This is a genomic window from Thioclava sp. F36-6 (assembly GCF_002020305.1).
Taxonomy (GTDB): domain Bacteria; phylum Pseudomonadota; class Alphaproteobacteria; order Rhodobacterales; family Rhodobacteraceae; genus Thioclava; species Thioclava sediminum.
This window is the reverse complement of sequence record NZ_MPZX01000002.1, coordinates 1,274,258-1,300,250: the sequence shown is the minus strand read 5'-3', so window position 1 is coordinate 1,300,250 and position 25,993 is coordinate 1,274,258. Positions and strand designations below refer to the sequence as shown.

Annotated in this window: 23 protein-coding genes; 12 read left to right on the top strand and 11 right to left on the bottom strand. The window is 64.5% G+C overall.

The genetic code is table 11. The features are described from left to right. Position 1 precedes the first annotated feature (1 nt). The 3 genes from dapE to rnr all read left to right on the top strand — a co-directional run bounded on the left by dapE (position 2) and on the right by rnr (position 4,029). Positions 2 to 1,144, top strand: a complete 1,143-nt coding sequence (gene dapE / locus BMI88_RS13455; protein WP_078549412.1) for a succinyl-diaminopimelate desuccinylase — start codon at positions 2 to 4, stop codon at positions 1,142 to 1,144. Further along, complete coding sequence (locus BMI88_RS13450; RefSeq protein ID WP_078549410.1) at positions 1,141 to 1,557, top strand: GNAT family N-acetyltransferase; 417 nt, start codon at positions 1,141 to 1,143, stop codon at positions 1,555 to 1,557. Before dapE ends, BMI88_RS13450 begins: the two co-directional genes overlap by 4 nt. A gap of 165 nt (positions 1,558 to 1,722) precedes the next feature. Continuing rightward, positions 1,723 to 4,029 carry a ribonuclease R gene (gene rnr / locus BMI88_RS13445; protein ID WP_078549408.1) on the top strand — a complete coding sequence of 769 codons (2,307 nt, stop codon included), beginning with the start codon at positions 1,723 to 1,725 and terminating at the stop codon, positions 4,027 to 4,029. A 3-nt stretch (positions 4,030 to 4,032) separates the two neighbouring features. Here the strand turns inward: rnr and BMI88_RS13440 are convergent, their stop codons facing one another. Both BMI88_RS13440 and BMI88_RS13435 read right to left on the bottom strand, forming a co-directional pair. Next, entirely contained in the window at positions 4,033 to 5,631 is a 1,599-nt protein-coding gene (locus tag BMI88_RS13440; RefSeq protein ID WP_168173983.1) for a phospholipase D family protein, read from the bottom strand. A 114-nt stretch (positions 5,632 to 5,745) separates the two neighbouring features. Further along, a complete protein-coding gene (locus BMI88_RS13435; protein ID WP_078549404.1) occupies positions 5,746 to 7,344 on the bottom strand; it encodes a phosphoenolpyruvate carboxykinase in 1,599 nt (532 codons plus the stop codon). A 347-nt stretch (positions 7,345 to 7,691) separates the two neighbouring features. Between BMI88_RS13435 and BMI88_RS13430 the strand changes: the two genes are divergently transcribed. The 7 genes from BMI88_RS13430 to BMI88_RS13400 are packed head-to-tail and all read left to right on the top strand — an operon-like array spanning position 7,692 to position 13,068. Next, complete coding sequence (locus BMI88_RS13430) at positions 7,692 to 8,393, top strand: response regulator transcription factor (RefSeq protein WP_078521444.1); 702 nt, start codon at positions 7,692 to 7,694, stop codon at positions 8,391 to 8,393. Between the two features lie 10 nt (positions 8,394 to 8,403). Further along, on the top strand, positions 8,404 to 10,152 hold the full coding sequence (locus BMI88_RS13425) for a sensor histidine kinase (protein ID WP_078549402.1): 1,749 nt from the start codon (positions 8,404 to 8,406) through the stop codon (positions 10,150 to 10,152). Next, the gene (locus tag BMI88_RS13420) at positions 10,153 to 10,590 is read left to right on the top strand and encodes a serine kinase (protein ID WP_078549400.1); all 438 of its coding nucleotides are present in this window, start codon (positions 10,153 to 10,155) and stop codon (positions 10,588 to 10,590) included. Beyond that, on the top strand, positions 10,581 to 11,510 hold the full coding sequence (gene rapZ, locus BMI88_RS13415) for an RNase adapter RapZ (protein WP_078521438.1): 930 nt from the start codon (positions 10,581 to 10,583) through the stop codon (positions 11,508 to 11,510). Before BMI88_RS13420 ends, rapZ begins: the two co-directional genes overlap by 10 nt. Continuing rightward, positions 11,507 to 11,914 carry a PTS fructose transporter subunit IIA gene (locus BMI88_RS13410; RefSeq protein WP_075776867.1) on the top strand — a complete coding sequence of 136 codons (408 nt, stop codon included), beginning with the start codon at positions 11,507 to 11,509 and terminating at the stop codon, positions 11,912 to 11,914. The genes rapZ and BMI88_RS13410 overlap by 4 nt, the downstream gene beginning before the upstream one ends. Continuing rightward, positions 11,905 to 12,177 carry an HPr family phosphocarrier protein gene (locus BMI88_RS13405; RefSeq protein WP_075776868.1) on the top strand — a complete coding sequence of 91 codons (273 nt, stop codon included), beginning with the start codon at positions 11,905 to 11,907 and terminating at the stop codon, positions 12,175 to 12,177. The genes BMI88_RS13410 and BMI88_RS13405 overlap by 10 nt, the downstream gene beginning before the upstream one ends. A 30-nt stretch (positions 12,178 to 12,207) precedes the next feature. Further along, positions 12,208 to 13,068: a lysophospholipid acyltransferase family protein gene (locus tag BMI88_RS13400; protein WP_078549398.1), complete on the top strand. Its 861-nt coding sequence runs from the start codon at positions 12,208 to 12,210 to the stop codon at positions 13,066 to 13,068. Between the two features lie 268 nt (positions 13,069 to 13,336). On the opposite strand, the gene BMI88_RS13395 is transcribed toward BMI88_RS13400, so the two are convergent. Further along, positions 13,337 to 14,212: a 3-hydroxybutyryl-CoA dehydrogenase gene (locus BMI88_RS13395; protein ID WP_078521434.1), complete on the bottom strand. Its 876-nt coding sequence runs from the start codon at positions 14,210 to 14,212 to the stop codon at positions 13,337 to 13,339. A gap of 155 nt (positions 14,213 to 14,367) precedes the next feature. On the opposite strand from BMI88_RS13395, the gene BMI88_RS13390 reads away from it, so the two are divergent. Continuing rightward, a complete protein-coding gene (locus tag BMI88_RS13390; protein WP_078549396.1) occupies positions 14,368 to 15,189 on the top strand; it encodes a DUF6473 family protein in 822 nt (273 codons plus the stop codon). Positions 15,190 to 15,264: 75 nt separating this feature from the next. Here BMI88_RS13390 and BMI88_RS13385 read toward each other — a convergent pair whose 3' ends face one another. From BMI88_RS13385 to BMI88_RS13350, 8 genes are all read right to left on the bottom strand, one after another. After that, positions 15,265 to 16,191 carry an electron transfer flavoprotein subunit alpha/FixB family protein gene (locus tag BMI88_RS13385; RefSeq protein WP_078549394.1) on the bottom strand — a complete coding sequence of 309 codons (927 nt, stop codon included), beginning with the start codon at positions 16,189 to 16,191 and terminating at the stop codon, positions 15,265 to 15,267. Further along, positions 16,191 to 16,949, bottom strand: a complete 759-nt coding sequence (locus tag BMI88_RS13380; RefSeq protein ID WP_078521428.1) for an electron transfer flavoprotein subunit beta/FixA family protein — start codon at positions 16,947 to 16,949, stop codon at positions 16,191 to 16,193. Before BMI88_RS13380 ends, BMI88_RS13385 begins: the two co-directional genes overlap by 1 nt. A 244-nt stretch (positions 16,950 to 17,193) precedes the next feature. Beyond that, positions 17,194 to 17,313: a cytochrome bd-I oxidase subunit CydX gene (cydX, locus tag BMI88_RS13375; RefSeq protein WP_078521427.1), complete on the bottom strand. Its 120-nt coding sequence runs from the start codon at positions 17,311 to 17,313 to the stop codon at positions 17,194 to 17,196. Positions 17,314 to 17,325: 12 nt separating this feature from the next. Continuing rightward, entirely contained in the window at positions 17,326 to 18,489 is a 1,164-nt protein-coding gene (gene cydB, locus BMI88_RS13370; RefSeq protein ID WP_078549392.1) for a cytochrome d ubiquinol oxidase subunit II, read from the bottom strand. A 6-nt stretch (positions 18,490 to 18,495) separates the two neighbouring features. After that, on the bottom strand, positions 18,496 to 20,106 hold the full coding sequence (locus BMI88_RS13365; RefSeq protein WP_078549389.1) for a cytochrome ubiquinol oxidase subunit I: 1,611 nt from the start codon (positions 20,104 to 20,106) through the stop codon (positions 18,496 to 18,498). A 206-nt stretch (positions 20,107 to 20,312) separates the two neighbouring features. Then, positions 20,313 to 21,974, bottom strand: coding sequence for an ATP-binding cassette domain-containing protein (locus BMI88_RS13360; protein WP_078549387.1), 1,662 nt, complete (start codon positions 21,972 to 21,974; stop codon positions 20,313 to 20,315). Then, complete coding sequence (gene cydD, locus BMI88_RS13355) at positions 21,971 to 23,659, bottom strand: thiol reductant ABC exporter subunit CydD (RefSeq protein ID WP_078549385.1); 1,689 nt, start codon at positions 23,657 to 23,659, stop codon at positions 21,971 to 21,973. The genes BMI88_RS13360 and cydD overlap by 4 nt, the downstream gene beginning before the upstream one ends. Before the next feature lie 182 nt (positions 23,660 to 23,841). After that, the gene (locus tag BMI88_RS13350) at positions 23,842 to 24,111 is read right to left on the bottom strand and encodes a YMGG-like glycine zipper-containing protein (RefSeq protein ID WP_075776878.1); all 270 of its coding nucleotides are present in this window, start codon (positions 24,109 to 24,111) and stop codon (positions 23,842 to 23,844) included. Positions 24,112 to 24,298: 187 nt separating this feature from the next. On the opposite strand from BMI88_RS13350, the gene BMI88_RS13345 reads away from it, so the two are divergent. Next, positions 24,299 to 25,930, top strand: a complete 1,632-nt coding sequence (locus BMI88_RS13345; protein WP_168173982.1) for a glycosyltransferase family 39 protein — start codon at positions 24,299 to 24,301, stop codon at positions 25,928 to 25,930. The last annotated feature ends 63 nt before the right edge of the window (positions 25,931 to 25,993 follow it).

The window sequence follows — 25,993 nt, the reverse complement described above, 5'->3', positions numbered from 1 at the left end:
CATGACGACCGATCCCATCCGCCTGAGCGCCGATCTGATCCGCTGCCCCTCGGTGACCCCGGAGGAGGGCGGCGCGCTGGTCTTGCTGGAGGGCCTGCTGAGCGGGGCAGGCTTCACCTGCACGCGCGTCGATCGCAACGGCACGCCGAACCTCTACGCGCGCTGGGGCGCGAAGGGGGCGGCGAAAAGCTTCGGCTTCAACGGGCACACGGATGTCGTGCCGGTAGGCGATGCCGCCGCCTGGACCCATGATCCCTTCGGCGCCGAGATCGTCGACGGCGTGATGTGGGGGCGCGGCGCGACCGACATGAAGACCGCCGTGGCGGCCTTCGCAGCGGCGGCGGTGGATTTCGTGACCGAGACGCCGCCCGACGGCGCGGTGATCCTCGCCATCACCGGCGACGAGGAAGGCCCGGGCCGCGACGGCACGCGGGCGCTTCTGGATTGGATGACCGCCGAGGGCGAGGCGATGTCGGTCTGCCTCGTTGGCGAGCCGACCTGCCCCAATGAGATGGGCGAGATGATGAAGATCGGGCGGCGCGGCTCGCTCAGCTTCTATATCGAGGCCGAGGGCGTGCAGGGGCATGCCGCCTATCCGCATCGCGCGAAGAACCCGCTGCATGCGCTGGTCGAACTGCTGGGCCGGATGACCGCAGAGCCGCTCGATCACGGCACCGATCATTTCCAGCCGTCGAGCCTGCAGATCACCACCATCGATTGCGGTAACCCTGCCAATAACGTGATCCCGGCCAAGGCGCGCGCGACCGTGAATATCCGCTTCAACGACGCCCATACCGGCAAGGGGCTGATCGCCTGGGCCGAGGCGATGGCCTCCGAGATCGCCGCCGAGACCGGTATCCGTATCGCGCTCAACCCCGATATCTCGGGCGAAAGCTTCGTTACCCCGCCCGGTCCCTTCGTCGATCTCGTCGCGAAATCGGTCGAGGCGGAAACGGGCCGCGCGCCGGAGCTGTCCACCTCGGGCGGCACCTCGGATGCGCGCTTCGTGAAGGATCACTGCCCGGTCGTGGAATTCGGCCTCGTCGGCGCGACGATGCATCAGGTGGACGAGCGCGTGCCCCTCGATCAGATCGAAGCCCTCACGCGCGTCTATGCCCGCATATTGAGAGACTATTTCGCATGATCAAGATCGAGCCGGTCACCGATTACACGCCCTGCCACGCGCTGCGCCGGGCCGTGTTCATCGAAGAACAGGGCATCCCGGAGCCCGAGGAATGGGACGATCTCGACGATCAGGCGGTCCATTTGCTGGCCAGCGAGGAGGGCACGCCACTCGGGACCGCGCGGCTGATCCGCAAGGAGGAGACCGGCAAGATCGGCCGCATCTGCGTGGCGAAATCCGCGCGTGGCACCGGGCTCGGCGCGGCGCTGGTGCGCGACGCCTGCGAGCGGTTCGCCGAGATGGGCTGCACCCGCGCCTATCTCTCGGCCCAGAGCTACGCGATCCCGTTCTACGAGAAGCTCGGCTTCGTGCCCTACGGCGAAGATTACGACGACGCGGGCATTCCGCATCGCGATATGGAAAAGCCGCTCTGAGCTTCCTCTTGGCGAAAATATCCCGGGGGGGGGAGCCGGGGTCGGCGGCCTTCCGGTGGAAGGACGCCCCGGCGAACGCCCGAAGCGCAAGCGCAGGGCTCGACACCCGTAATTAGCGCCACACTCTTTGAGTGACGCCCCTCACGCCCCATGTTAGGCAAACCCATGAGCAAACCCGCCCCCATCCCCTCGCGCCAGCAGATCCTCGACTGGCTGAACGACAACCCCGACCAAGGGGCCAAGCGCGATATCGCGCGGGCCTTCGGTGTGAAGGGGCAGGCGAAGATCGAGCTGAAGCGCATTCTCAAGGACATGGCCGACGAAGGTCTGATCGAGAAGCGCCGCCGCAATTTCCGCGACCCCAACGTGCTGCCGCCGGTGTCGGTGCTGCGCGTGATGCGCGAGGATAGTCAGGGCGACCAATGGGCCGAGCCTGCGGAATGGACTGGCGACGGGCCTGCGCCGCTTGTGCTCTTCGTTCCGAAGGACGGCGATCCCACGCTGGCCGAGGGCGACCGTATCCTCGGCCGCCTGACCCCGGTCGAGGATGAGGATTACGGCTACGAGGCGCGACTTATCCGCAAGATCGGGCAGGCCTCGCATCGCATCGTCGGCATCTTCCGCAAGAATGCCGAGGGCGGGCGGATCATGCCGATCGACAAGGGTGTCGGCAACGAATGGCAGGTGCCGGCGGCGGTGACGCAGGGCGCCAAGGATGGAGAGCTGGTCGAGGCCGAACAGACCGGGCCGCGCGGGCGCATGGGGCTGCCCAAGGCGCGCGTGATCGAGGTGCTGGGCGATCCGTCCGCGCCGAAGGCGGTCTCGCTGATCGCGATCCACCAGCATGGCATCCCGGACGATTTCCCCGATGCAGTCGTGGCCGAGGCCGATGCCGCAGAGCCCGCGCCTCTTGGCGAGCGTGAAGACCTGCGCAAGCTGTCTTTCGTCACGATCGACCCGGCGGATGCGCGCGACCGCGACGATGCGGTGCTGGTGATCCGCGATGACGATCCGAAGAACGAGGGCGGCTTCCTGATCTGGGTCGCGATTGCCGATGTGGCGCATTATGTCACGCCGGGCTCCGAGCTGGACCGCGAGGCGCGCAAGCGCGGCAACTCCACCTATTTCCCCGACCGCGTCGTGCCGATGCTGCCGGATCGTCTGTCGGGCGATCTGTGCTCTCTGCACGAGAACGTGGATCGCGCGGTGCTGGCGGTGCGGATGAAGATCGATGCGCAGGGGCGCAAGGTCAGCCACCGCTTCACGCGCGGGATGATCCGCTCGGTCGGCTCGCTCGAATACGGGCAGGTGCAGTCGGCGCGCGACGGCAACCCGGACGAGAAGACCGAGGATATGGTCGAGGAGATCATCGACCCGATCTACGAGGCTTACGAGGCGCTCAAACATGCCCGGGCGATCCGTCAACCGCTGGAGCTGGACCTGCCCGAGCGGCAGATCGTGATCGGCGACGATGGCCATGTCGCCTCGATCCGGTTCAAGGAGCGGCTCGACGCGCATAAGCTGATCGAGGAGTTCATGGTGCTGGCCAATGTGGCCGCCGCCGAGGAATTGGAAAAGCTGCGCCGTCCGCTGCTGTATCGTGTTCACGAAGAACCGAGTCTCGAGAAGATCGAAGCCTTGCGCGAAGTGGCGCAGGCATCGGGCTTCACGCTGGCGAAGGGGCAGGTACTGCAGACCGCGCATCTGAACAATCTGCTCAGCCAGTCCGAGGGCTCCGAGTTCGACGAGCTGATCAACATCTCGACGCTGCGCTCGATGACGCAGGCCTATTATGCGCCGACGAATTACGGGCATTTCGGCCTCGCGCTGCGCTCCTACGCGCATTTCACCTCGCCGATCCGGCGCTATTCCGACCTGATCGTGCACCGTGCGCTGATCCTCGGCCATGGCTGGGGCAAAGACGGGTTGAGCGCGTGGGATATCGAGAATCTCGAGGACACCGCGAAGCAGATTTCCGATACCGAGCGGCGGTCGATGGTGGCCGAACGTGACACGACCGACCGCTATCTGGCGGCCTACCTGTCGGACCGGGTGGGCAGCGAGTTCACCGGGCGCATCTCGGGCGTGCAGAAATTCGGCGCCTTCGTGAAGCTCGACGAGACCGGCGCGGACGGGCTGATCCCGATCCGCGAGATCGGGCGCGAGTTCTTCCATTTCGACCGCGAGGCGCAGGAGCTGGTGGGCTCCGATACCGGGATGGTCATCACCATCGGGCAGCGTGTCCGGGTGCGGCTGTCCGAGGCCGTGCCGATCACCGGCGGGCTGATGCTGGAGCTGCTGGAAGTCGAAGGGCAGGGGATGCCCTCGGGTGACGGCAAGCGCCGCAAGGGCCGCCGCCCCGGCACGCGTCCGCCGCGCAAAGGCCCCGGAAAGGGCCCGCGCAAACCGGCCCGCGACGCTGCCAAGAAGAAGGCGGTCGCGCGCAAGGTGAAGCGCACGCGCAAGAGCTGAGGCTTACAGCATCCACTCGATTGGCAGGCGCTGCGCGATCCACAGGAAGATGCGGTGCGAGAAGGGCACGCCCGGCTCGCGCTTGCGCACGCCATGCCCGGGGCGCGACCAGCGCAATTGCTGCGCACGGGTGAGGCGCAGACGCCATGCGCGGGCGGGGATGAATTCCTTGAAGGTCTCGGAGATTTCCGTCGCGATCTCGGGCGCGTCGATCACGATGCCCAGCTCTGTATTGAGCCGCATCGAGCGTGGATCGAAGTTGAACGAGCCGATGAAGACGCGCGCGCGATCCACCGCGAAAACCTTGGCGTGCAGCTTGTTGCGCGAGAAGGGCGAGGTGCCGCGAATGTCGGAGCCCAGCAGCCTTTCGCGCCGGTTGCGGTCGCTCGGGCGGCGGTCTTCGGCATCGGCTGCGTATTCGTAAAGTTCGATCCCGGCGCGCAACAGCGCCTTGCGGCGATGCGCATAGCCGGAATGGACCAGCGCCACATCGGTCGCGGCATAGGAATTCGTCAGCACCTTGATGGTCGCCCCCGATTGCGCGATCCGCTTGAGATAACGCACCCCCGTCCGCGTCGGGACGAGGTAGGGCGTGACGAGAACCAGTTCCTCCAGCGGTTGCCCCAAGGCGCGCACCAGATATTGCCAGAGCAGTTTGCGCCCCTGCAAAAGCCCGTGGATTTTCGACGGGTGGTCGTAGATCAACTGCGCCTCGGCGAAGATCACCCGCGCCTTGCCCGACAGCAGCCGCGACAGCCGGTCGGGATGCTGAAGGTCGTCGGCATAGCGCTTCGCCTTGGGCTCCGAGAGGCGGAGCTCTTCGGTCTTGATGATGGTCTCGGCCTCTTTCGCCTCGCAGCCACCCAACATCTTTTCCGCCGGGATCGCGGGGGGCGCGTTCCAATACAGGTCGAACTGCTTGCCGATCTGCGCCAGAACCGGACCCGCGACGGCGACGTCGAGATCCATGTAGAGCCCGCTCTCGGAGAGGCTGTTGAAATAGTCGTCGCCGATATTGCGCCCGCCGAGGATCGCCATCCGCCCATCCGCGATCATCGCCTTGTTATGCATCCGGCGGTTCAGGCGGCGGAAATCGGACAAGTAGCCCAGGAAGCGCGCGGTGCGGATCGGGAAGGGGTTGAAGAGGCGCACGTCGACATTGGGCAACTGATCGAGCGCGGCCAGCGTGCGGTCCATCCCCGCCGTGCCGTTGTCGTCGATCAGCAGCCGGACACGGACCCCGCGTTTGGCCGCCTTGCGCAGCGCCCCGAGCATGATCGCGCCCGCGGTGTCGTTCTGCCAGATGTAATATTGCAGATCGAGCGAGACCTCCGCCGCGTCGATCAGTTCCAGCCGCGCCGCCAGCGCGTCGAGCGGATCGGCAAGCAATTGGACCGCGCTCTTTGTCTCAATTCCCGCGAGCCGGTCCTGCAGCGCGGTTGCGAAGCGCCCGGTTTCGGGGGCGACCTGCATATGGGACTTGGGGAACGGGCCTTTGGGGCGCCGATGCGACAGCCGGGCGACGATCAGCGTCACACCGGCCAGCGCGATGAGGCCGGCGATCAGGGCGAAGCCCAGAATATGAAGCAGTTCCAGTTTCATGGCTGGCATCATGTAGGCGGTTCAAGGGTTTAGGAAAGTGGGCGTCGCATATGAAAAAGGCCGACGTGATCGCCGGCCCTTCCAATATTCGTGATTATCGATCAGTCAGGCTGATCAGCCGATCGCCGCGGCTTTCACGTCGTCGTCGATATAGGGCACGTATTGCGCGAAGTTGTCCGAGAACATCTCCACCAGCTTCTGCGCCTGCGCATCATAGGCCGCCGCGTCGTCCCAGGTGCGGCGCGGGTCCAGAAGCACGTCCGAGACGTTCGGGACCGAGACCGGAACTTCGAAGCCGAAGTTGGGGTCCTTGCGGAACTGCACGTCATGCAGCGAGCCGTCGAGCGCGGCTTTCAGCAGCGCACGGGTCGCCCGGATCGGCATCCGCGAGCCGGTGCCGAACGCGCCGCCGGTCCAGCCGGTGTTGACCAGCCAGCAGGACGCGCCGGTGTTGCGGATCTTCTCTTGCAGCAGCTTGCCATAGACCTCGGGGCGACGCGGCATGAAGGGCGCGCCGAAGCAGGTCGAGAAGGTCGGGAGCGGTTCGACCACGCCGACCTCGGTGCCCGGGGTCTTCGAGGTGAAGCCCGACAGGAAGTGATACATCGCCTGCGCCGGGGTGAGCCGCGCGATGGGCGGCAGGACACCGAAGGCATCGCAGGTCAGCATGATCACGTTCTTGGGCTGGCCCGCCATCGCGGTATCCGAGGCGTTCGGAATGTAATGCAGCGGATAGGCGCAGCGCATGTTGTCGGTGATCGAGTTGTCGTTGAAGTCCAGCTCCAGCGTCTCCTCGTCGAACACCATGTTCTCGACCACGGTGCCGAACATCGAGCAGGTGTTGTAGATCTCCGGCTCGGCTTCTTTCGACAGGTTGATCGTCTTGGCGTAGCAGCCGCCTTCGAAGTTGAAGATGCCGTTATGCGACCAGCCATGCTCGTCATCGCCCACCAGGATGCGCGAGGGATCGGCCGAGAGCGTCGTCTTGCCGGTGCCAGAGAGGCCGAAGAAGACCGCCGCGTCGTCGGGATCGTCGATCGCGTGGTTGGCCGAGCAATGCATCGCCATGATGCCTTCGCCGGGCAGGATGTAGTTGAGAAGGGTGAAGACGCCCTTCTTGTTCTCACCCGCATAGGCGGTGTTGCCGATCAGGATCGTCTTCTTCTCGAAGTTCAGCGCGATCACGGTTTCCGAGCGGCAGCCGTGCTTCTCGGGATCGGCCTTGAAGCTCGGGCAGTTGATGATCGTCCATTCCGGGTTGAACGCGTCGAGCTCCTCACGCTCGGGGCGGCGCAGCATGGTGCGCAGGAACAGCCCGTGCCAGGCCATCTCCGCCACGAGGCGCACGTCGAGCCGATGCTCGGGGTCGGCGCCGCCGAAGAGGTCCTCGACGAAGTAATCCTTGCCCTTCATGTGCTCCAGCATGTCGGCATAAAGGCGGTCGAAGGCTTCGGGCTCCATCGGGGAATTGTTCTCCCACCAGATGCTGTCTTCGACCGAGGCGGTGCGCACGACGAACTTGTCTTTGGGCGACCGGCCCGTGTGTTTCCCGGTGGTGCAGTAGAAGGCGCCACCCTTGCCGAGCGTACCTTCGTCGCGCTTGATCGCTTCTTGGATCAGCGCCGGTTCCAGCAGGTTATAATAGACATTCCCGAGACCTTCGATGCCTTGATCTTCCAGCCGTTTCGCGGGGTTAACGCGTCCAATGTCCATCTGATGCTCCCGATGCCGTCGCGCGGCGTTCACAGGGTTATTCCCGGCGCGTCGGGGCCTCGAAGCGCCGATCCGAGCAACAATGTTACCCGGATGGATCGCCTATAGCATGACAATTTTGCGAAGGAACAGAATGGATAGGGGGAGTTAGCGCAACCATTTCTAGGTTTAGCGCAATCACGGCGAAATGTCGCGGAAAGGTGAGGCAAATTAGTCAAAGGTTCGGAAATTCTGGCTCTGATGATTCGCGAAACCTTGGTGATTCGCAGCTTTTTGTTGATTTGAAGGCAACGAACGCGGAATATGCGTGTAATAACTATAAAGTAGCAGTGAAGGGATATTCCGACATGTCGAGAATCGCGCTGGTCGACGACGACCGCAATATTCTGACCTCTGTCTCGATGACGCTCGAGGCCGAAGGTTACGATGTCGAAACGTATAACGATGGACAGGCTGCATTCGACGCGTTCACCAAGCGTCTCCCGGACATGGCGGTTCTGGATATAAAGATGCCGCGAATGGACGGCATGGAGCTGCTGCAGCGTCTTCGCCAGAAAACCGCGATGCCGGTGATCTTCCTGACCTCCAAAGACGACGAAATCGACGAGGTTCTGGGCCTGCGCATGGGCGCGGACGACTACGTCAAGAAGCCGTTCTCGCAGCGTCTTCTGGTCGAACGCATCCGCGCGCTGCTGCGCCGGCAGGAAGCGATCTCGACCGGCGAAGTCGCCTCGACCGAAGACACCAAGGTCATGGTACGCGGCTCGCTCGAAATGGACCCGCTGCGCCACGCGGTGACCTGGAAGAGCAAGGACGTTACGCTGACCGTGACCGAATTCCTGCTGCTTCAGGCGCTCGCGCAGCGGCCCGGTTTCGTGAAATCGCGCGATCAGCTGATGGACGTGGCTTACGACGATCAGGTCTATGTCGACGACCGCACGATCGACAGCCACATCAAGCGCCTGCGTAAGAAGATGCGCAGCGTCGATGATGATTTCACGGCGATCGAGACACTCTACGGCATCGGATACCGGTATAACGAAGAGTGATGCTACGTCGATGAGTATTGCCGGGAAGATCGGATTGGCTCGAAAGCGCTCCTCAAACTTCGCCCGTCGCGCGCCGGAAACGGAAGTCGTGCTTGGCGAGGATTGGATCGGCCCGGCCGATATCGTCGACGACGATCTGCGCAAGGGTCGGGCGCGGCGGTCGATGTTCTCGCTCAACCGCTCGCCGCTGGCGCGCAAGATCATCACCTTCAACCTGTTGGCGATGATCGTGCTGGTGACCGGCGTGCTCTACCTCAACCCGTTTCGTGACAGCCTCGTGCTGCAGCGCGAAGGCGGGTTGGTGAACGAGGCGCAGCTGGCCGCCGACGTGTTCGAGGCGCAGCTTCCGGCGGGCGCTCCGGTCAATCTGGCGGCGGGAGACGGGCTCGACCCGCTCGCGACGATCCGCGGGATGGAGCTGCCCGAGGGCGCCGATCTCTACCTGTTCGATCCCAGTGCGGCGCTGCTTGGCACCACGACCACGGGCGACCGCGCGCCGGTCGAAGAGGTCGACGGGCTCAATTTCGACAAGCGTTCCACCGTGCTGAGCGATTTCCTCGGTCAGATCTGGGACTCGGTCGCGGGTCTGTTCGAGCGCGGTGGCGGCACCGCCGCCGATAGCGCGCTCGACATGGTGCGCGATCTGGTGCCCTCGGCGCTGGATGGCCGCACCAAGATCGCCTCGCAGAAGAACGCCGCCGGCGAGACCATCTTCGCCGTCGCCACGCCGATCCGGCAGGGCGATCGTGTCGTGGGCGTGGTCGGGCTGATCTCCGTCGCGGGGCAGATCGACGCGCTGGTCCGCGTCGAGCGCGAGCAGGTGCTGCAGATGTTCGTGATCGCGATCATCGTCTCGATCGGGCTTTCGCTGGTGCTGGCCTCGACCATCGCCAATCCGCTTTCCGACCTCGCCGCGGCCGCCGAAATCGGGCGCGACAAGAACGCGCGCAAGATGGCGCCCGCCCGAGTGCGCATCCCCGACCTGACCGCGCGACCTGACGAGATCGGGCGGCTGTCGGGCGCGATGCGCGGCATGGTCGGCGCGCTTTACGAACGTATCGACGCGAACGAACAGTTCGCCGCCGACGTCGCCCACGAGATCAAGAACCCGCTGGCCAGTCTGCGCTCTGCCGTGGCCTCGCTGCATATGGTCAAGAAAGACGAACAGCGCACCCGTCTTCTCGAGGTCATCGATCACGACGTGCGCAGATTGGATCGTCTGGTGAGTGACATTTCCAATGCATCGCGGCTCGATTCCGAGCTGGTGAAAGAAGAGGAAGAGCAGTTCGACCTGATCAAGATGGTGTCGAATCTCAGCGAATTCCTCGGGCAGCAGGCGCGCGAGAAGGGCGTCGATTTCATCACCGACCTGCCGTCGCAATCTGTGGTCATCTCGGGTCTGGAAGCGCGTCTCGCGCAGGTCTTCGTGAACCTGATCACCAATGCGACCTCGTTCTGCGAAGAGGGCGATGCGGTGCGGGTCTGGGCGCGCCAGCGCGACAATCGCGTGCTGGTCGTGGTAGAGGATACCGGGCCGGGCATTCCCGAAGAGGCGCTGACCAAGGTCTTTAAGCGGTTTTATTCGGAGCGCCCCGAGGGGCAATTCGGCGATCACTCGGGTCTCGGGCTCGCGATTTCCAAGCAGATCGTCGAAGCCCATGGCGGCGTGATCTGGGCCGAGAATATCCGCCCCACCGATGCCGACCGGACCTCCGATCCTCTGGGCGCGCGTTTCGTCGTGGGCCTGCCGGTCAGCTGAATGGCTGGGTCGGACGACCTCTCGACCAATCTCCATGCCAGTGCCGTCGCGCTCGACCCCGAGCGCGGCGTTCTCATTCGCGGCGCCTCGGGCAGTGGCAAGTCGCTTCTCGCGTTGCGGTTGATGGGGCTTGGGGCGTCACTTGTTGCCGATGACCGGGTCGACCTGCGCGCCGAAAATGGGGCGCTGATCGCAAGCGCACCGGAGGCGATCGCGGGCCGGATCGAGGCGCGCGGCGTGGGTATCCTGCGCGCCGATCACCTGTCGCAGGCCCGCATCACTTTGCTGGTCGATCTCGATCGGGAAGAGGACGACCGCCTGCCAACCTGTCGAAAAGACAGGGTGTTGGGGGTCAATCTGCCCCTTGTGCTGCGCGTGCAGCATGGTCATCTTGATGTGGCAATCTTGCAATGGCTGAAAGGGGGCCGATGGGCGTGACCCGATCAGATCCGGTATGGGCACAGGCTGGCCAGCGCGTCGTGCTGGTGACCGGCCCGTCAGGTGCGGGCCGCACCACCGCAATCGGCGCTTTGGAGGATCTGGGCTACGAGCCGATCGTCAACCTGCCGCTGAGTCTTGTGCCGCGCCTTCTCAAGGGCCATCTGACCGGTCCGGTCGCGCTTGGCGTCGATGTGCGCGGTCGCGATTTCTCGGCCGCGGCGCTGATCGAACTGGTCGATATGCTGACCAAGCGCCCGGACCTGCATCTCGACCTGCTCTATCTCGATGCGCGCCCCGAAGTGCTCGAACGGCGCTATTCCGAGACCCGTCGCCGCCATCCGCTGTCGCCCGAGGAAGACCCCGGCGCAGGCATCGCGCAGGAGATGGACCTGCTCTCGCCGATCCGCATGCGCGCCGATGTCCTGATCGACAGCTCCGAGATGAGCCCGCATGATCTGCGCGCCGAGGTCGGGCGCTTCTTTGACACGGGCCGCACCGAGGCGCTCTCGGTCACGGTGAATTCCTTCAGCTACAAACGCGGGGTGCAGCGCGGGCTCGATCTGATGTTCGATTGCCGCTTCCTCGCCAATCCCCATTGGGAGCCGGAGCTGCGCGCGCTTGACGGGCGCGACGCGGCGGTCGCCGATTATGTCGCCGCCGATCCCCGCTTTGCGGAGTTCCACCAGCGCGTGCTCGATCTACTGTTGTTCCTGCTTCCCGCCTATGTCGCGGAGGGCAAGGCTTACCTCTCGGTCGGCTTCGGGTGTACCGGGGGGCAACACCGCTCGGTTGCAATGACCGAGAGCATCGCCAAAGCGCTTGCGGAAGCAGGGTGGCGCGTGTCTAAACGTCATAGGGAATTGGAGCGTCTCGGCCATGCCGAGAACGAAGAAACGAAGGTGAGGTCGGGCGCGTGATCGGTATCGTGATCGTGGCACATGGTGGTCTGGCGCGCGAATATCTCGCCGCTATAGAGCATGTCGTGGGCCCGCAGCGCGGCATTCGTGCCATCACGATCGAGGACGATCACGACCGCGCGGGCAAGCAGGCGGAGATTCGCGCCGCCGCCGATGCGGTCGATGACGGCACCGGTGTCGTGGTTGTGACCGACATGTTCGGTGGCTCTCCGTCCAACCTGTCGCTGATGGCCTGCGAGGCGCGAGACCGCGAAATCATCTACGGTGCGAACCTTCCGCTGCTGATCAAGCTGGCGAAATCCCGCAGCCTCGCGGTCCATGCTGCGGTTGAGGCCGCGCTCGATGCGGGGCGCAAATATATCAATAGTTACAATGCCCAAGCGGGAGTGGTGAAATGTCCGTGACCCGCGAGTTGGAGATCGTGAACGAGAAGGGCCTGCATGCGCGCGCCTCTGCCCGTTTCGTCGAGGTTGTCGAGGATCATGACGCCCGTGCGACGGTGGCGAAGGACGGCCAGTCGGTCTCGGGCGACTCGATCATGGGGCTTTTGATGTTGGCAGCTTCGCGTGGAACCACTATTGAAGTGACGACAAGCGGGGCCGAGGCAGAAAAGCTCGCCGATGCGCTTCAGGCATTGGTGGCCGACAAGTTCGGCGAAGGTATGTGACGCTCCGCACCCAGCGAGGGGGTTCGCCCAATGAACCAAGAGAGCGAGATCGCAATCGAAGCCGCGCAAGCCGTATCGAAGCCGTATGACAAGCGTCGCCTGTCCTATGCGGGGACGTTTTCCAACCCGTTCAAGGTTGGTACGATCCGCACTTTGGAATGGCTGACCGCGAAAGCGCAGCTTCTGCATCTGATCCGCAAGTTCGAGAAGCGCGGCGCGCCGGTCGGGGCCGAGTTCTGGCCGCAGGCGCTCGACGTGATGGGGATCGATGTCACCACGCCGCCCGAGCAGATTGCGCATATCCCGAAAGAGGGCCCGCTGGTGGTCGTCGCCAACCACCCGCATGGGCTCGTGGACGGGATGGTGCTGGCCTACCTGATCGGGCAGGTGCGCGACGATTTCCTGATCCTCACCCGCTCGCTGCTGACCGGCATTCCCGAAGTCGAGCAATACATGCTGCCCGTGCCCTTCCCGCATGAGCCGAACGCCCGCGAAGACAGCCTCAAGATGCGCGCCGCCTGCATGGCGCAGCTCAAGCGTGGCGGCGTGGTGGTGCTGTTCCCGGCGGGGCAGGTGGCGCATTCCGAGACGCTGATGGGCCCGGTGATCGAGCAGGAATGGAACCCGTTCACCGCGAAGATGCTCGCCCGGTCGAACGCCTCGGTGCTGCCGATCCATTTCCCGGGGCAGAATTCGCGCGCCTATCAGATCGCCAACAAGCTCAGCGCGACGGTGCGGCAGGGGCTTCTGCTCTACGAGATCAAACGCGCGCTGAACAAGCCGCAGAGCCCCGCGATTGGTCCGGCGAAGAGCGCAGACGAGATCGCCGAGGCGCTGCAGAACCCGCGCAAGTTCCTCGCGGATCTGCGGGCGGAAACGCTAGCGCTGTAAGGCGACTGGTGGAGGGGGCTCTGCCCCCGCGGCTTCGCCGCCCCCCCGGGATATTTGACGCAGTTGGAAAGAAAGACGCCCGGTTGCGCCCCTTAGGTGGCGGCGAACCGGGCGCTTCCAACTGCACGGTCATCGGCGTCCCCGCCTGTTCCGTGAGACCATTTAAGGGGATCAGGGTTTAGAAAACCTTACCGGTCTTCCAACTGCCCGGAATATCCCGGGGTGAGCGCAAAGCGCGAGGGGCAGTGCCTCTCACTTGCGCCGCGCCTCAGCGCGTCGGCACCGGCTCCTCGCCGCGATAGTCGTAGAAGCCGCGCCCGGTCTTGCGGCCGAGCCAGCCGGCTTCGACATATTTCGTCAGAAGCGGGCAGGGGCGATACTTGGTATCGGCCAGCCCGTCATGCAGCACGTTCATGATCGCGAGGCAGGTGTCGAGCCCGATGAAATCCGCCAACTCCAGCGGCCCCATCGGATGGTTCGCGCCGAGCTTCATCGACTCGTCGATCGAGCGCACGTTCCCCACGCCTTCATAGAGCGTATAGACCGCCTCGTTGATCATCGGCATCAGGATGCGGTTCACGATGAAGGCCGGGAAATCTTCGGCAGACGCGGCGGTCTTGCCGAGCTTTTCCACCACTTCGTGCAGCGCCTTGTAGGTCTCCTGATCGGTCGCGATGCCGCGGATCAGTTCGACCAGCTGCATCACCGGGACCGGGTTCATGAAGTGGAAGCCCATGAATTTCTCGGGTCGGTCGGTGCGCGAGGCGAGCCGGGTGATCGAGATCGACGAGGTGTTCGAGGTCAGGATCGTCGTCGGCTTGAGATGCGGAAGCAGGTCTTCGAAGATCGCCTGCTTGACCGTCTCGCGCTCGGTTGCGGCCTCGATGACCAGATCGGTCGGGCCGAGATCGCTCAGTTTCGTGGTCGTGGTGATCTTCTTCAGCGCGGTGTTTTTCTCGTCTTCCGAGATCTTGCCGCGCGACACCTGTCGATCGAGGTTCTTGGTAACCGTGGTGAGCGCCTTCGTCAGCGCGTCTTCGCTGATGTCGTTCAGCAGAACGTCATATCCGGCCAGCGCGAAGACATGGGCGATGCCATTGCCCATCTGCCCTGCACCCACGATGCCCACTTTCTCGATCGCCATAATTTTCCCTCTCACGCTTTGCGCCCTGACCATAGTTCTCCGCTCGGTCCATGCAAGCGAAACGCAGGGCTGAGATCATTTTAACATTAGCCGTTTGGCAAGAATTTGGGCGCAATCTGGCCTCGGGTGAGTCGAACACAGACTGAGGTGGGATAATGGCTTTCGAATATACGGGCGATGGTGCCCTCGATTACTTCCCGTGCAGATACGGGAAATCCAAACTGCTGTTCCGCGGGCCGCGTCGTGCGCTGCAGGGGGATTTCATCGCCGCGATGGGCGGGACGGAGACCTATGGTAAATTCGTGGAGCATCCCTGGCCCGTGCTGCTCGAGGCGCGGCTGGAGATGCCGGTGGTGAATTTCGGCTATCTGAATGCCGGGATCGACGTGTTCCTGCACGAGCCGCAATTGGCCGCCGCGTCAGAGGCCGCGAAGGTCACTGTGATCCAGTTGCTCGGTGCACAGAACATGTCGAACCGCTTCTATGCGGTGCATCCGCGCCGCAATGACCGCTTCCTGCGGGCGTCGAGTCTGATGCGCTCGATCTTCCGCGGCGTGGATTTCACCGAGTTCAACTTCACGCGCCACATGCTGAGCGCATTGAAAGAACGCGAGTCCGAGAAGTTCGCACTGCTTGAGGTCGAATTGCAGGAGGCATGGCAGCAGCGGATGACCGCGCTTCTGGCCAAGATCAAGGGGCGCAAGCTGCTGCTGTGGCTGGGCGAATTCCACGATCCGGACCATAGCGACACGCTCGGACACGAGCCGCTGATGGTGACGGAGGCGATGGTGGAGACGTTGCGACCGCTCGTGGCCGATATTGTGCGGGTCGAGCCTTCGGTGGCGGCGCGCAGTGCAGGCACGACGGGGATGCATTTCTCCGCACTGGAAGAGCCTGCGGCGGAAATGGTGCCGGGGCCGCTGGTGCATGAGGAGATCGCCGCGGCGCTCGCGACTGCGCTGCGGCCATTTCTCTAACAGTAAAGGGCGGGGAAATTCCCCGCCCTTTCGACTTGGTTCAACTCTTGCGGGGGGCAGCGCCCCTTCCGCGGATCAGAGCTTCTCGGTCAGCGCCGGAACAGCGTCGAAGAGGTCCGCGACCAGGCCGTAATCGGCGACCTGGAAGATCGGGGCTTCTTCGTCCTTGTTGATCGCGACGATGATCTTCGAGTCCTTCATGCCGGCGAGGTGCTGGATAGCACCCGAGATGCCGCAGGCGATGTAGAGCTCGGGAGCCACGACCTTGCCGGTCTGACCGACCTGCCAGTCGTTCGGCGCGAAGCCCGAGTCGACGGCGGCGCGCGAGGCACCCACAGCAGCGCCAAGCTTGTCGGCCAGCGCTTCGATCACCTTGAAGTCCTCTTCCGAGCCGACGCCACGGCCGCCCGACACGACGATCTTCGCCGAGGTCAGCTCCGGACGATCGCTCTCGGCGACCTTGTCTTCGATCCAGCTCGACAGAGCGGGCGCGTCCGACATGGCGACGGTCTCGACCGAAGCCGAACCGCTTTCGCCAGCGGCGTCGAAGGTCGAGGTGCGGAAGGTGATGACCTTCTTCTCGTCCTTCGATTTCACGGTCTGGATCGCGTTGCCCGCGTAGATCGGGCGCTCGAACGTGTCGGCATCGACGACGCCGGAGACATCCGAGATCACCATCACGTCGAGCAGGGCTGCGACACGCGGCATCACGTTCTTCGCATCGGTCGTGGCAGGCGCCACGATATGCGAATAGTCGCCTGCGAGCGACACGATCAGCGCGGCGGTCGGCTCCGCCAGACGGTGGCTCAGCGACGGGTCCTCGGCCACGAGAACCTTCGCGACACCGTCGATCTTGGCGGCGGCTTCACCCGCGGCAGCGGCAGACGCACCCGCGCAGAGCACGGTCACATCGCCCAGTGATTTTGCGGCGGAGACGGCCTTGGCGGTCGCGTCGACCGACAGTTCGCCATCATTCACTTCACCCAGCAGCAGAACGGCCATCACACGACCCCCTTCTCTTTGAGTTTCGCAACCAGCGTGTCGACATCCGGCACCATTTCGCCAGCCTGACGCGCTTCGGGCTCGGTGGTCTTCACCACTTCGAGGCGCGGCGAGACGTCGACGCCGTAGTCGTCGGCGGTTTTCTCGTCGAGCGGTTTCTTCTTCGCCTTCATGATGTTCGGCAGCGACGCGTAGCGCGGCTCGTTCAGACGAAGGTCGGTGGTGACGATCGCGGGCAGCTTGACCTCAATGGTCTGCAGACCGCCGTCGACTTCACGGGTGACCTTCGCGGCCTCGCCCTCGACCACGACTTCCGAGGCAAAGGTCGCCTGACCCCAGCCCAGAAGCGCCGCCAGCATCTGGCCGGTCGCGTTCATGTCGTTGTCGATCGCCTGCTTGCCGAGGATCACCATGCCGGGCTGCTCTTCCTCGACGACCTTGGCGAGGATCTTGGCAACGGCCAGCGGCTCGATATCGGTCTGCACGTCATCGGCGGCGACCACGAGAATCGCACGATCCGCACCCATCGCGAGCGCGGTGCGCAGCGTTTCCTGCGCCTGCTTCACGCCGATCGAGACCGCGATGATCTCTTCGACGGCGCCCTTCTCCTTCAGACGGATCGCCTCTTCGACAGCGATTTCGTCGAACGGGTTCATCGACATTTTGACATTGGCGAGATCGACACCGCTTCCGTCCGCTTTCACGCGAGCTTTCACGTTATAGTCGATCACGCGCTTCACAGGCACGAGAACCTTCATGGCGTGTCTCCCTTGTGTAGTCCGCCAAATTGCGGCGAACGGATTCATTCGGCAATTTTGTTACAAGAGCAAAGGGCGAAGGGACAGGGGGAAAACGCCTCGTTTTGGCCCTGAAACGTCACGTCTTTTCGACTGTTTGCGCTAGCGGTGCGTGCAGATTGCCCTAGCGTCGCGCTGTGTTCACGATCCGCCCATGAAAAAGGCCGCCCGAAGGCGGCCTTTCGCGTTTGTCTGCCGGGCAAGGTCAGTCGTCCTTGCACTCACCGGCGATCTTGCAGTCGTTCTGCATCTCGAGCCACATCGCGTTGGCGACGGCGACCAGAGCGGCCAGCGGAAGCCCGAGGATCCATGCGAAATACCACATCTGTCTGTCTCCTTAGTAAACGGTATGGCTGTCGCGCTCGACATCTTCGACCGTCACCTTGCCCCACAGGACCTTATAGACCCATGCGGTATAGGCGAGGATGAGCGGCATGAAGATGAGCGCGCAGACGAGCATGATGAACAGCGTCTGGTGCGAGGACGAAGCGTCCCAGACCGTCAGCGACGCGTCGGGCATTTTCGAGCTCGGCAGGATGAAGGGGAACATCGTCAGGCCGACCGAGGAGATCACGCCGAAGATGCCCAGTTTCGACCAGAGCAGCGTCGAGACTTCGCGCCCGGCGCGCAGCCCCCGTACCGCCATTGCGATACCCGCGAGGCCGAGGATCGGCGCAATCGCGATCCACGGGCGGTCCGCATAGGCCTGCATCCAGCTCCCGCTATGCTCGACCGTCGAGAAGAGCGGGTTGGAGGGGCCGTTGTCCGGCACCACCGAAGTGATGTGGTAGCCCGTGATCCCGAAAGCGAGCCAGATCCCCGCGAGGATATAGGCCACGAAGGCCACCATGCCCGCAACGGAGCCGATCTCGGTCGCGCGAACCTTCACCGCGCCTTCGGTCTTCACCGAGAGCCACGCCGCGCCGTGCGTCATCAGCATCGAGAGCGACACCACGCCCGCCAGCAGCGCGTAGGGGTTCAGAAGGCCCAGCAGCTTCATGATGAAGTTGCCCGGATAGAGCGGCATCAGCATGTCGTTGAGCTCGAAGGGCACGCCTTGCAGGACGTTGCCCACGGCGACGCCGAAGATCAGTGCCGGCACCGCGCCGCCCACGAAGAGCGCCCAGTCCCAGCCGTTGCGCCATGCCGCCGAGTCGCGCTTCGAGCGATACTTGAAGCCGACCGGGCGCAGGATCAGCGCCGCGAGCACGAGGAACATCGCGAGGTAGAACCCCGAGAAGCTCACCGCGTAGAGGGGTGGCCAGGCCGCGAAGATCGCGCCCCCGCCGAGGATGAACCAGACCTGGTTGCCTTCCCAGACCGGGCCGACCGTGTTGATCGCCACGCGGCGCTCGCTATCGGTCTTGCCGACGAAGGGCAGAAGGGCACCCACGCCCATATCGAAGCCGTCGGTGAGCGCGAAGCCGATCAGCAGGACGCCCAGCAGCAGCCACCAGATGACGCGCAGAACGTCGAGGGGGATGAGTTCATAGAGGATCATTGGTTCTTACTCCGCAGGCATGGTGACAGGGGCGTTGCCGTCGCGACCGGACAGGCGGTCGTCATGGCGCTGCAGCCACTCTTGAGTGACCTCGACATCCTGATACGGGCCTTTTTTGATGTATTTGATCATCAGGCCCATCTCGATGACGAAGAGCACGGTGTAGAAGGCCACGAAGCCCAGCAGCGTGAACAGCAGGTCGCCCACCGACAGGTGGCTGACCGAGAGTGCCGTTGGCAACACGCCGTCCACCGTCCAGGGTTGGCGTCCGAACTCGGCGGTGAACCAGCCCAGTTCCGCGGCGATCCACGGGGCGGGAATGACGATCACGGCCAGACGCAGCGCCCAACGCGGATATTGCATGCCCTTCCAGTTCGAGACGACGAAGAAGTAGACCATCAGCGCGATGAAGGAGAAGCCAAGCGCCACCATCAGGCGGAAGGACCAGAAGATCGGCCAGACCGTCGGGACGGTGTCATCCGCGGCCATCTTAATCTGCGCATCGGTCGCCTGACGCGGGTCGTCTACGTAGCGTTTGAGCAGATAGGCATAGCCCAGATCGCCGACATTCTCGTTGAACTGCTTCTCGACATCGGCGGACACGTCGCCCTTGGCTTCGCGGATTTTCAGCAGGTCGTCATAGGCGACGATGCCGTTGCGAATCCGCTCTTCCGAGCCTTTCACGAGCTCGTCGATCCCGGTGATCTGCTCGGTCAGCGAGCGCGTGCCGATCAGGCCCATCACCCACGGGATATGGATCGCGTATTTGGTCTCGCGATCTTGCTGATCGGGAATGCCGAAGAGAGTGAAGGAGGCGGGGGCCGGTTCGGTCTCCCACATCGCTTCCATCGCGGCGAGCTTCATTTTCTGGTTGTGAGTCGTCTCGTAGCCCGACTCGTCACCGAGGATGACGACCGACAGGGCCGAGGCGAGGCCGAAGGCGGCCGCAACCGCGATCGAGCGGCGGGCGAGTTCGAAGTGACGGCCCTTGAGCATGTACCAGCTCGACACGCCCATCACGAAGACAGCCGCCGTGACATAGCCTGCCGACACCGTGTGCACGAACTTGGCCTGGGCAACGGGGTTGAACACGACGTCGAAGAAGGAGGTCATCTCCATCCGCATCGTCAGCGGGTTGAAATGCGCCCCGACCGGGTTCTGCATCCAGCCATTGGCGATGAGGATCCAGAGCGCCGAGAAGTTCGACCCGATGGCGACGAGCCAGGTGACGACCATGTGCTTGACCGGCGAGAGCTTCTCCCAGCCGAAGAACATCAACCCGACGAAGGTCGCTTCCATGAAGAAGGCCATCAGGCCCTCAATCGCGAGCGGTGCGCCGAAGATGTCGCCGACGTAATGCGAATAGTAGCTCCAGTTCATGCCGAACTGGAATTCCATCGTGAGGCCCGTGGCCACGCCCAGCACGAAATTGATGCCGAACAGGGTGGCCCAGAACTTGGTCATTTGCCGCCAGATGGGGCGGTTGGTCATCACATAGACCGTCTCCATGATCGCCACGATGATCGATAGACCAAGCGTCAGCGGCACGAAGAGGAAGTGATACATGGCGGTCATGGCAAATTGCAGCCGTGACAGCTCAACGATCCCGAAATCCATTCTCGTTCTCCGTTTCCCTACTTGCACCCGACCTCGCCAAAAGCCGAGTTTCTCGGAAATATTATTCCTGGATGCAGCTTATGGGCGGGCGGTCTGCGCCTGACATTGAGCCAAATCAAATTGACGATGTGTCGCACGGAGGTGTGAAGAGCCGTGAACGACAATATGTCACATGAAATTAAGGGCTTATTGTCGCAGGTCGTGCGTCATTTCAGCGCGATGGTACCCGTGGCGGCGCTCTGGTCGGTCTGGCGATGAGAGACCAGAAGGAAGCCCGCGTTGGGCAAAAGCGCGCGCAATCCGGAGAGAGTCGCGGCGGCCGTTGGGGCGTCGAGCCCCTCGGTCGGCTCGTCCAGCAGCAGGATGTCGGGCTGGCGCAGCGCCGCACGGGCCAGCGCCAGACGTTTCGTCTGACCGCCCGAAAGTCCGGTGCCGCCTTCGCCAAGCCGTGCCTCGAGGCCACCGCGCGCGGCGATCACCTCATCGAGCGCGACGGCGCGCAGCGCGGCCCAAGCCGCGTCTTCATCGAGCTCCGCCTCGGGCGGCAGGGCGAGCGCGAGGTTCTCGGCGATGGTGCCGCCGATCAGCTGGCTGCGCTGCGGGACCATGGTGAGCACATCGCGCAGGTCGCCTTCCGGCCAGTCGGGTAGCGCGCGGCCCTTCACCGTGATCTCGCCACCGGAGGGCTTGAGAAGACCGGACAGCACGGCGAGCGCGGTGGATTTCCCCGCGCCCGAAGGTCCGGCAAGCATCACCGTCTCGCCACGCGCGAGGCTAAAGGTCAGATCGGAAAAGAGCGGCGCGGAGCTCTTGGCACGGGTGAAGGCCACGTTGCGCGACTCGATCAGCGGGGCGTCCATATCGGTGGGGGCGTGGCCGTCGGGCTGGGGGCGCTCGGGCGTATCGGTCAGGTCCATGACCCGCGCGCCCGCCTCCTGCATCCGTCCGATCTCGGCCATGCCGCGACGGAGCAGCATCAGCGACTCGGCCAGTGCGAGTGCCACGAACAGGCCCATCGCCGCGCGGGCAGGCGTGATCTGCCCCGCCAGTGCCATTTGCCCGGCGATAGCCAGAGCGGCGGCTCCGGCAAGCGCGGTGGTTGCCGAAATCACGGCCCCCACGCGCCGGTCGAGCGCCTCGAGATTGCGCCGCGCCAGCGCCTCGGCCTCGACCTCGGCCAAGGTCTGCGCTGTGGCGGTTTCCAACTGTCCGGCCACGGCCAGATCGGCGCGCGCACGCATCGTCTCCAGCGCGCGGCGGCGGATGTTTTGCAGCGCGGTTTCGGCGGCGCGGGCATCGTGGCGGGCGGCGCGGGCCACCCAGATCAGCCCGAGCCCGCCGCCCAGCAGGTAGATCAGGAAGACCGCCAGCCCGATCGGCAGCCCTTCGAGCCACCACAGCATCAGAAGTGCCGCGATCTGCACCATGCCGCCTGCGAGGAAGGGGATGACCAGCCGCAGCAGCACGCCGTCCAGCGCATCCACATCCGAGGTGATCCTGTTCAGCGCCTGCGCACCGCGCAGCCGCGCCTGCTCCTCATGCGGACGGCGGGAGACGCCATCCATCAAGTCGATGCGCAGCTTTGCCAGCGCGCGCAGCGTGGCGTCATGGGTCAGCAACCGTTCGCCATAGCGCGAGACCGCGCGGCCCAAAGCCAGCCCGCGCACGCCTGCCGAGGGGGTGAAGAAATTGAAGTTGAGGCCCAGCCCCGTGATCCCGGCCAAGGCCGAGGCGGTGATGAACCAGCCCGACAGGCCGAGCAGCGCCGCCCCCATCGCGAGCACGAGGAAGGATAGCGCGAGCCCTCGGCTGAAGGCCCATTTCTGATCGGCGATTAGGCGGGCGGTGAGGGTCAGAAGCGTTTTCATGCTGCGCCCTCCAAGTCGATCTGGCGGTCCATCGCGGCAACGAGCGCGGGGTCGTGGCTCGCGACGATCAAGGTGGTGCCGTGGGCGCGCAGCGCCAGCAGTGCCGCGATCACCTTGGCGCCGGTCTCGGCATCGAGATCGGCGGTCGGTTCGTCGGCCAGCACGATCGGGCGGCCCGCGTAATGGGCCCGCGCGATCAGCAGGCGCCGCGCCTCGCCGCCCGAGACGCCGCCGCCCATATCGCCCAGCCGGGCGTCGAGCCCGCCGGGGAGGCCCGCGACGACCTCGGTCGCCTGCGCGGCGTCCAGCGCCGCATCGAGATCGCCGGGACGGTTCAGCGTGATCAGCTCGCGCAGGCTCGCATCGGCGAAACGCGGGCTTTGCGGAATCCAGCCGAAGGCCGCGCGCCAGTCATCGGCGTTTTGCTCGGTCAGCGCGGTGTCGCCCAGCGTGATCTCCCCGGCCTCGGGATGGATCAACCCGACCAGCGCGGTCAGAAGCGTCGTCTTGCCTGCGCCCGACGGCCCGGTGATCGCCACGGCCTCGCCCGGCGCGATGTCGCCATCGGGCAGGGGGATCGGATCGGCGGCCTCGCCGGGGCGGATTTGCAGACCGTGCCAGTGCAGGGGGCCAAGCGTAGGCGCCGTTCCTTCGCCGCCGGTGCCCATCAGCGTGTTGGCCTTGGCGATTTCGGTCTCGGTCGTCTCCAGCTCGGAGGCGACGGCGAGAGCGGCGGCCCGGTCATGCCATGCGGCAGCCAGATCGCGCAGCGGCTGGAAGAATTCGGGCGCGATCATCAGCAGGAAAATCCCCTCGGCCGGGGTCATCTTGCTGCCCCATGTGCCGAAATTCATCCAGCCGATCAGCGAGAAGCCGACATAGACCGCGACCAGCGCCACGCCGATTGCGGCGAACAGTTCCAGAAGCGTCGAGGAGAGGAAGGCCACCCGCAGAACCGCCATCGTGCGGACGCGCAGGTCTTCGGATTTGGTCTCCAGATCGGCGCGCGAGCGGGCCTCCGCGCCCAAGAGCCGCAGATCGGTGATCGCGGCGATCCGGTCGATCAGCAGGCGGTTCAGAGAGCCGATCTCGACCATCTGCTTTTCCGAGGCGTCCTGCGCGGCCATGCCCACAAGCGCCATGAAGAGCGGGATCAGCGGCCCGGCGATCAGCAAGATGCCCGCGACCGCCCAGCTTTGCGTGGCGGCGAGCAGGATGAAAGCGAGGGGAATGATCCGGGCGCGCAGGAAGGCGGGCTGGTAGCGCGTGGCCCAAGGACCGAGTGCGCCGAGCTTCTCCGCCGAGAGCGAGGCCAGTTCCGCAGGCGACAGCGCGGCGGCCCCGCTGGCCTGACGCAGCGCCTTTCGGATCAATTTCTCGCGACTCTCGCGCAGCACGACCTCGGCGGCATCGGCGGAAAGCTTCTGCGAAATCCAGTCGAGCACGATCCGCACGAGCGCCAGCGCCACGAAACCAGCGGCCCCGGCAAGCGGCGAAAGCGCGGGGCTTACCCCGGGCGCTACCAGATCGCCCAGCACCAGCCCGATCAGCGCCGCTTGTGCGGGCCAGATCAACGCCGAGGCCACTCCGAGCCAACCGGCGAGCTTCAACTTCCCCGCCACCGGCTGAGCGATACGGGCAAGAACGGCTTTCGGTTTCGGCGCTTCGGTCGTGGCGTCTGTCATAGGGATTTTGGGGTCTTTTCCTCTGTCGCGCTTGGCTGTGGAGATAGCCGGGCAGAGGGTCTGCGGCAATGGCGTGCGACAATCCGCGCTTGTCACGTCTGCGGGACATCCCGCCATGCGCGCATGAAAAAACCGTTCGGATGAGGGTCCGAACGGTTTTCGAGGTTACCTGTGGTGGGGCCTTAGCAGGGCGCGATGTACTCGCGGCCATAGGAGTCGCGATAGCGGCACTGACCCGGCTGGTTGGCTTTGCCGATCAGAGCGCCGGCAACGGTGCCGACTGCGCCGCCGATCGCGGCGTTCTGCACGCGGTCGCCGTCATCCGAAACAGCAGCGCCGATCGCGGCACCGGCAACACCGCCGGTCGCGGCAGCGCGGTCTTGTTGCGACATCTGGCAGCCTGCAACGGCAACGGTGGCGCTGAGCGGCAGGATGAGGAACATCTTCTTCATGGTACGTGTCTCCCTTCTGTATCTTCGGACATCCAACGTCGCCCCTCTCCGAGCAGTTCCAAGTTTTTATTAATTAGTTTTGAGCGCCTATCCTGAAGCCGTGATGGTCGTGCGCCTTGACACGCGAGGTCATTCGGGGGTCAAGCAGTATGGAACCCTTCGACACAGACGACAGAAAGACACGCCTATGAGTTCGACCGCTTGGCGCGTTCCCCTGATCGGGGCGCTTTTCCTTTTCGCGCTGAGCGCGGTGGTGTTGATGATCATGCGTCCGCTGATGGCGATCGACGAGACGCGTTATGTCACGGTCGCCTGGGAGATGTGGCAGGGCGGCTCCAAGCTGGTGCCGCATCTCAACGGCGCGATCTATTCCGACAAGCCGCCGCTTCTGTTCTGGCTCATCAATATCGTCTGGAGCGTCACGGGCCCCAGCGAATGGGCGGCGCGGCTGGTCGCGCCCGCCTTCGGGCTGCTGTCGGTCGGGCTGGTCGCGATGCTCGCGCGCAGGCTCTGGCCGGAGGAACCCGAGCGCGCCGGGCTCGCCGCGCTGATCCTCGGGACGAGCGGAGTGTTCCTGCTGTTCGGCTCGACGACGATGTTCGACACGATGTTGACGGCGGCGACGCTGCTGGGGATGCTCGCGGTCTGGGCGATGCGCGACACGGAGCGCTTCGCCCCGGTGATCGGGCTTGGTATCGCGCTGGCCTTCGGCGTCTTCGCCAAGGGGCCGGTGATCCTGGTGCATGTGCTGCCGACCGCGCTTTTGATGCCGCTTTGGGCGACGGGGGCGGAGCGGCCCGCGCTGAAGCAATGGTATGCGCGGATCGGGATCGGTTTTCTGATCGGTTTCGGCATCGTGCTGCTGTGGCTCGGTCCGGCGATCATCTTCGGTGGCGCGGAATATCGCGAGCAGATCCTCTGGAAGCAAAGCGCCGGGCGGATGGTGGAAAGCTTCGCCCATGGCCGCCCGGTCTGGTTCTTCGTGGCGCTGCTGCCCTTCTTCCTCTGGCCGTGGGGCTGGAGCCGCGCGGGGCTGGCCACCTTCAAACCCTCGCGGCTGTGGGAGGATGCGGGTTCACGGTTGGCGACGGTCTGGTTCGTCACCGCCTTTGTCGCCTTCTCGCTGATTTCGGGCAAACAGGCGCATTACCTCGTGCCCGAATTGCCCGCGCTGGCGCTGATCCTGTCGGGGCTGCTGCCCACGGCGGAGCGTCGGATGCGTTGGCTGCGGCTGCTGTGGCTTCTGCCCGGCGTGGCGACGGCGATTGCCGCGGCATCGGTGCATTTCGGGGCGTTCCCGGATCTGCCTGAAGGCACCGGCTCGTGGCTCTTCGTGATCGCGGGTGTGGCGCTTCTCGTGGGTGGTGCGCTGATCGTGCTGAAAGCGCGGCAGGGGTGGTTCGCCGAAGCTTTTGTCGCGCCGCTGGTGCTGATCGCCATTCAGATCATGGTCTGGCCGATCCTTTGGAAAGTCTACGATCCGGCCCCGATCGCGAGCCTGATCGCCTCTCATTCCGAGAATGGTGTGGCCACCACCGATCGCGGCTATGCGGGACAGTTCTCGTTCGTCGCGCGGCTTGAGAAACCCGTGACGGTGCTCGACAACAGCGCCGATCTGGGGCGCTGGATGGCGGATCATCCCGGCGGTCTGATCCTCGCAGCGAAGCCGATCGAGGGCGCCGACGGTCTCAGCCAGATCGCGGAGCGGCATTTCCGGCAGGACGACTGGCGGCTTTATCAGGTGGCGGAGACGATCGCGCCGCCCGCTGAAGCTGCGCCCGAGAACGCGCCGACTCCCGCGCCCGACAGCGCAAACTGACCTTTTAAAATAAAAGTCACGCCCGAAGCAGATGCTCCGGGCGTGACTTCTAACCGATAGACG

Excerpts from the sequence above, each read along its gene's own strand:
- dapE (WP_078549412.1), top strand. The coding sequence starts at position 2 with ATGACGACCGATCCCATCCGCCTGAGCGCCGATCTGATCCGCTGCCCC.
- BMI88_RS13450 (WP_078549410.1), top strand. The coding sequence starts at position 1,141 with ATGATCAAGATCGAGCCGGTCACCGATTACACGCCCTGCCACGCGCTG.
- rnr (WP_078549408.1), top strand. The coding sequence starts at position 1,723 with ATGAGCAAACCCGCCCCCATCCCCTCGCGCCAGCAGATCCTCGACTGG.
- BMI88_RS13440 (WP_168173983.1), bottom strand. The coding sequence starts at position 5,631 with ATGAAACTGGAACTGCTTCATATTCTGGGCTTCGCCCTGATCGCCGGC.
- BMI88_RS13435 (WP_078549404.1), bottom strand. The coding sequence starts at position 7,344 with ATGGACATTGGACGCGTTAACCCCGCGAAACGGCTGGAAGATCAAGGC.
- BMI88_RS13430 (WP_078521444.1), top strand. The coding sequence starts at position 7,692 with ATGTCGAGAATCGCGCTGGTCGACGACGACCGCAATATTCTGACCTCT.
- BMI88_RS13425 (WP_078549402.1), top strand. The coding sequence starts at position 8,404 with ATGAGTATTGCCGGGAAGATCGGATTGGCTCGAAAGCGCTCCTCAAAC.
- BMI88_RS13420 (WP_078549400.1), top strand. The coding sequence starts at position 10,153 with ATGGCTGGGTCGGACGACCTCTCGACCAATCTCCATGCCAGTGCCGTC.
- rapZ (WP_078521438.1), top strand. The coding sequence starts at position 10,581 with ATGGGCGTGACCCGATCAGATCCGGTATGGGCACAGGCTGGCCAGCGC.
- BMI88_RS13405 (WP_075776868.1), top strand. The coding sequence starts at position 11,905 with ATGTCCGTGACCCGCGAGTTGGAGATCGTGAACGAGAAGGGCCTGCAT.
- BMI88_RS13400 (WP_078549398.1), top strand. The coding sequence starts at position 12,208 with ATGAACCAAGAGAGCGAGATCGCAATCGAAGCCGCGCAAGCCGTATCG.
- BMI88_RS13395 (WP_078521434.1), bottom strand. The coding sequence starts at position 14,212 with ATGGCGATCGAGAAAGTGGGCATCGTGGGTGCAGGGCAGATGGGCAAT.
- BMI88_RS13390 (WP_078549396.1), top strand. The coding sequence starts at position 14,368 with ATGGCTTTCGAATATACGGGCGATGGTGCCCTCGATTACTTCCCGTGC.
- BMI88_RS13385 (WP_078549394.1), bottom strand. The coding sequence starts at position 16,191 with ATGGCCGTTCTGCTGCTGGGTGAAGTGAATGATGGCGAACTGTCGGTC.
- BMI88_RS13380 (WP_078521428.1), bottom strand. The coding sequence starts at position 16,949 with ATGAAGGTTCTCGTGCCTGTGAAGCGCGTGATCGACTATAACGTGAAA.
- cydX (WP_078521427.1), bottom strand. The coding sequence starts at position 17,313 with ATGTGGTATTTCGCATGGATCCTCGGGCTTCCGCTGGCCGCTCTGGTC.
- cydB (WP_078549392.1), bottom strand. The coding sequence starts at position 18,489 with ATGATCCTCTATGAACTCATCCCCCTCGACGTTCTGCGCGTCATCTGG.
- BMI88_RS13365 (WP_078549389.1), bottom strand. The coding sequence starts at position 20,106 with ATGGATTTCGGGATCGTTGAGCTGTCACGGCTGCAATTTGCCATGACC.
- BMI88_RS13360 (WP_078549387.1), bottom strand. The coding sequence starts at position 21,974 with ATGAAAACGCTTCTGACCCTCACCGCCCGCCTAATCGCCGATCAGAAA.
- cydD (WP_078549385.1), bottom strand. The coding sequence starts at position 23,659 with ATGACAGACGCCACGACCGAAGCGCCGAAACCGAAAGCCGTTCTTGCC.
- BMI88_RS13350 (WP_075776878.1), bottom strand. The coding sequence starts at position 24,111 with ATGAAGAAGATGTTCCTCATCCTGCCGCTCAGCGCCACCGTTGCCGTT.
- BMI88_RS13345 (WP_168173982.1), top strand. The coding sequence starts at position 24,299 with ATGAGTTCGACCGCTTGGCGCGTTCCCCTGATCGGGGCGCTTTTCCTT.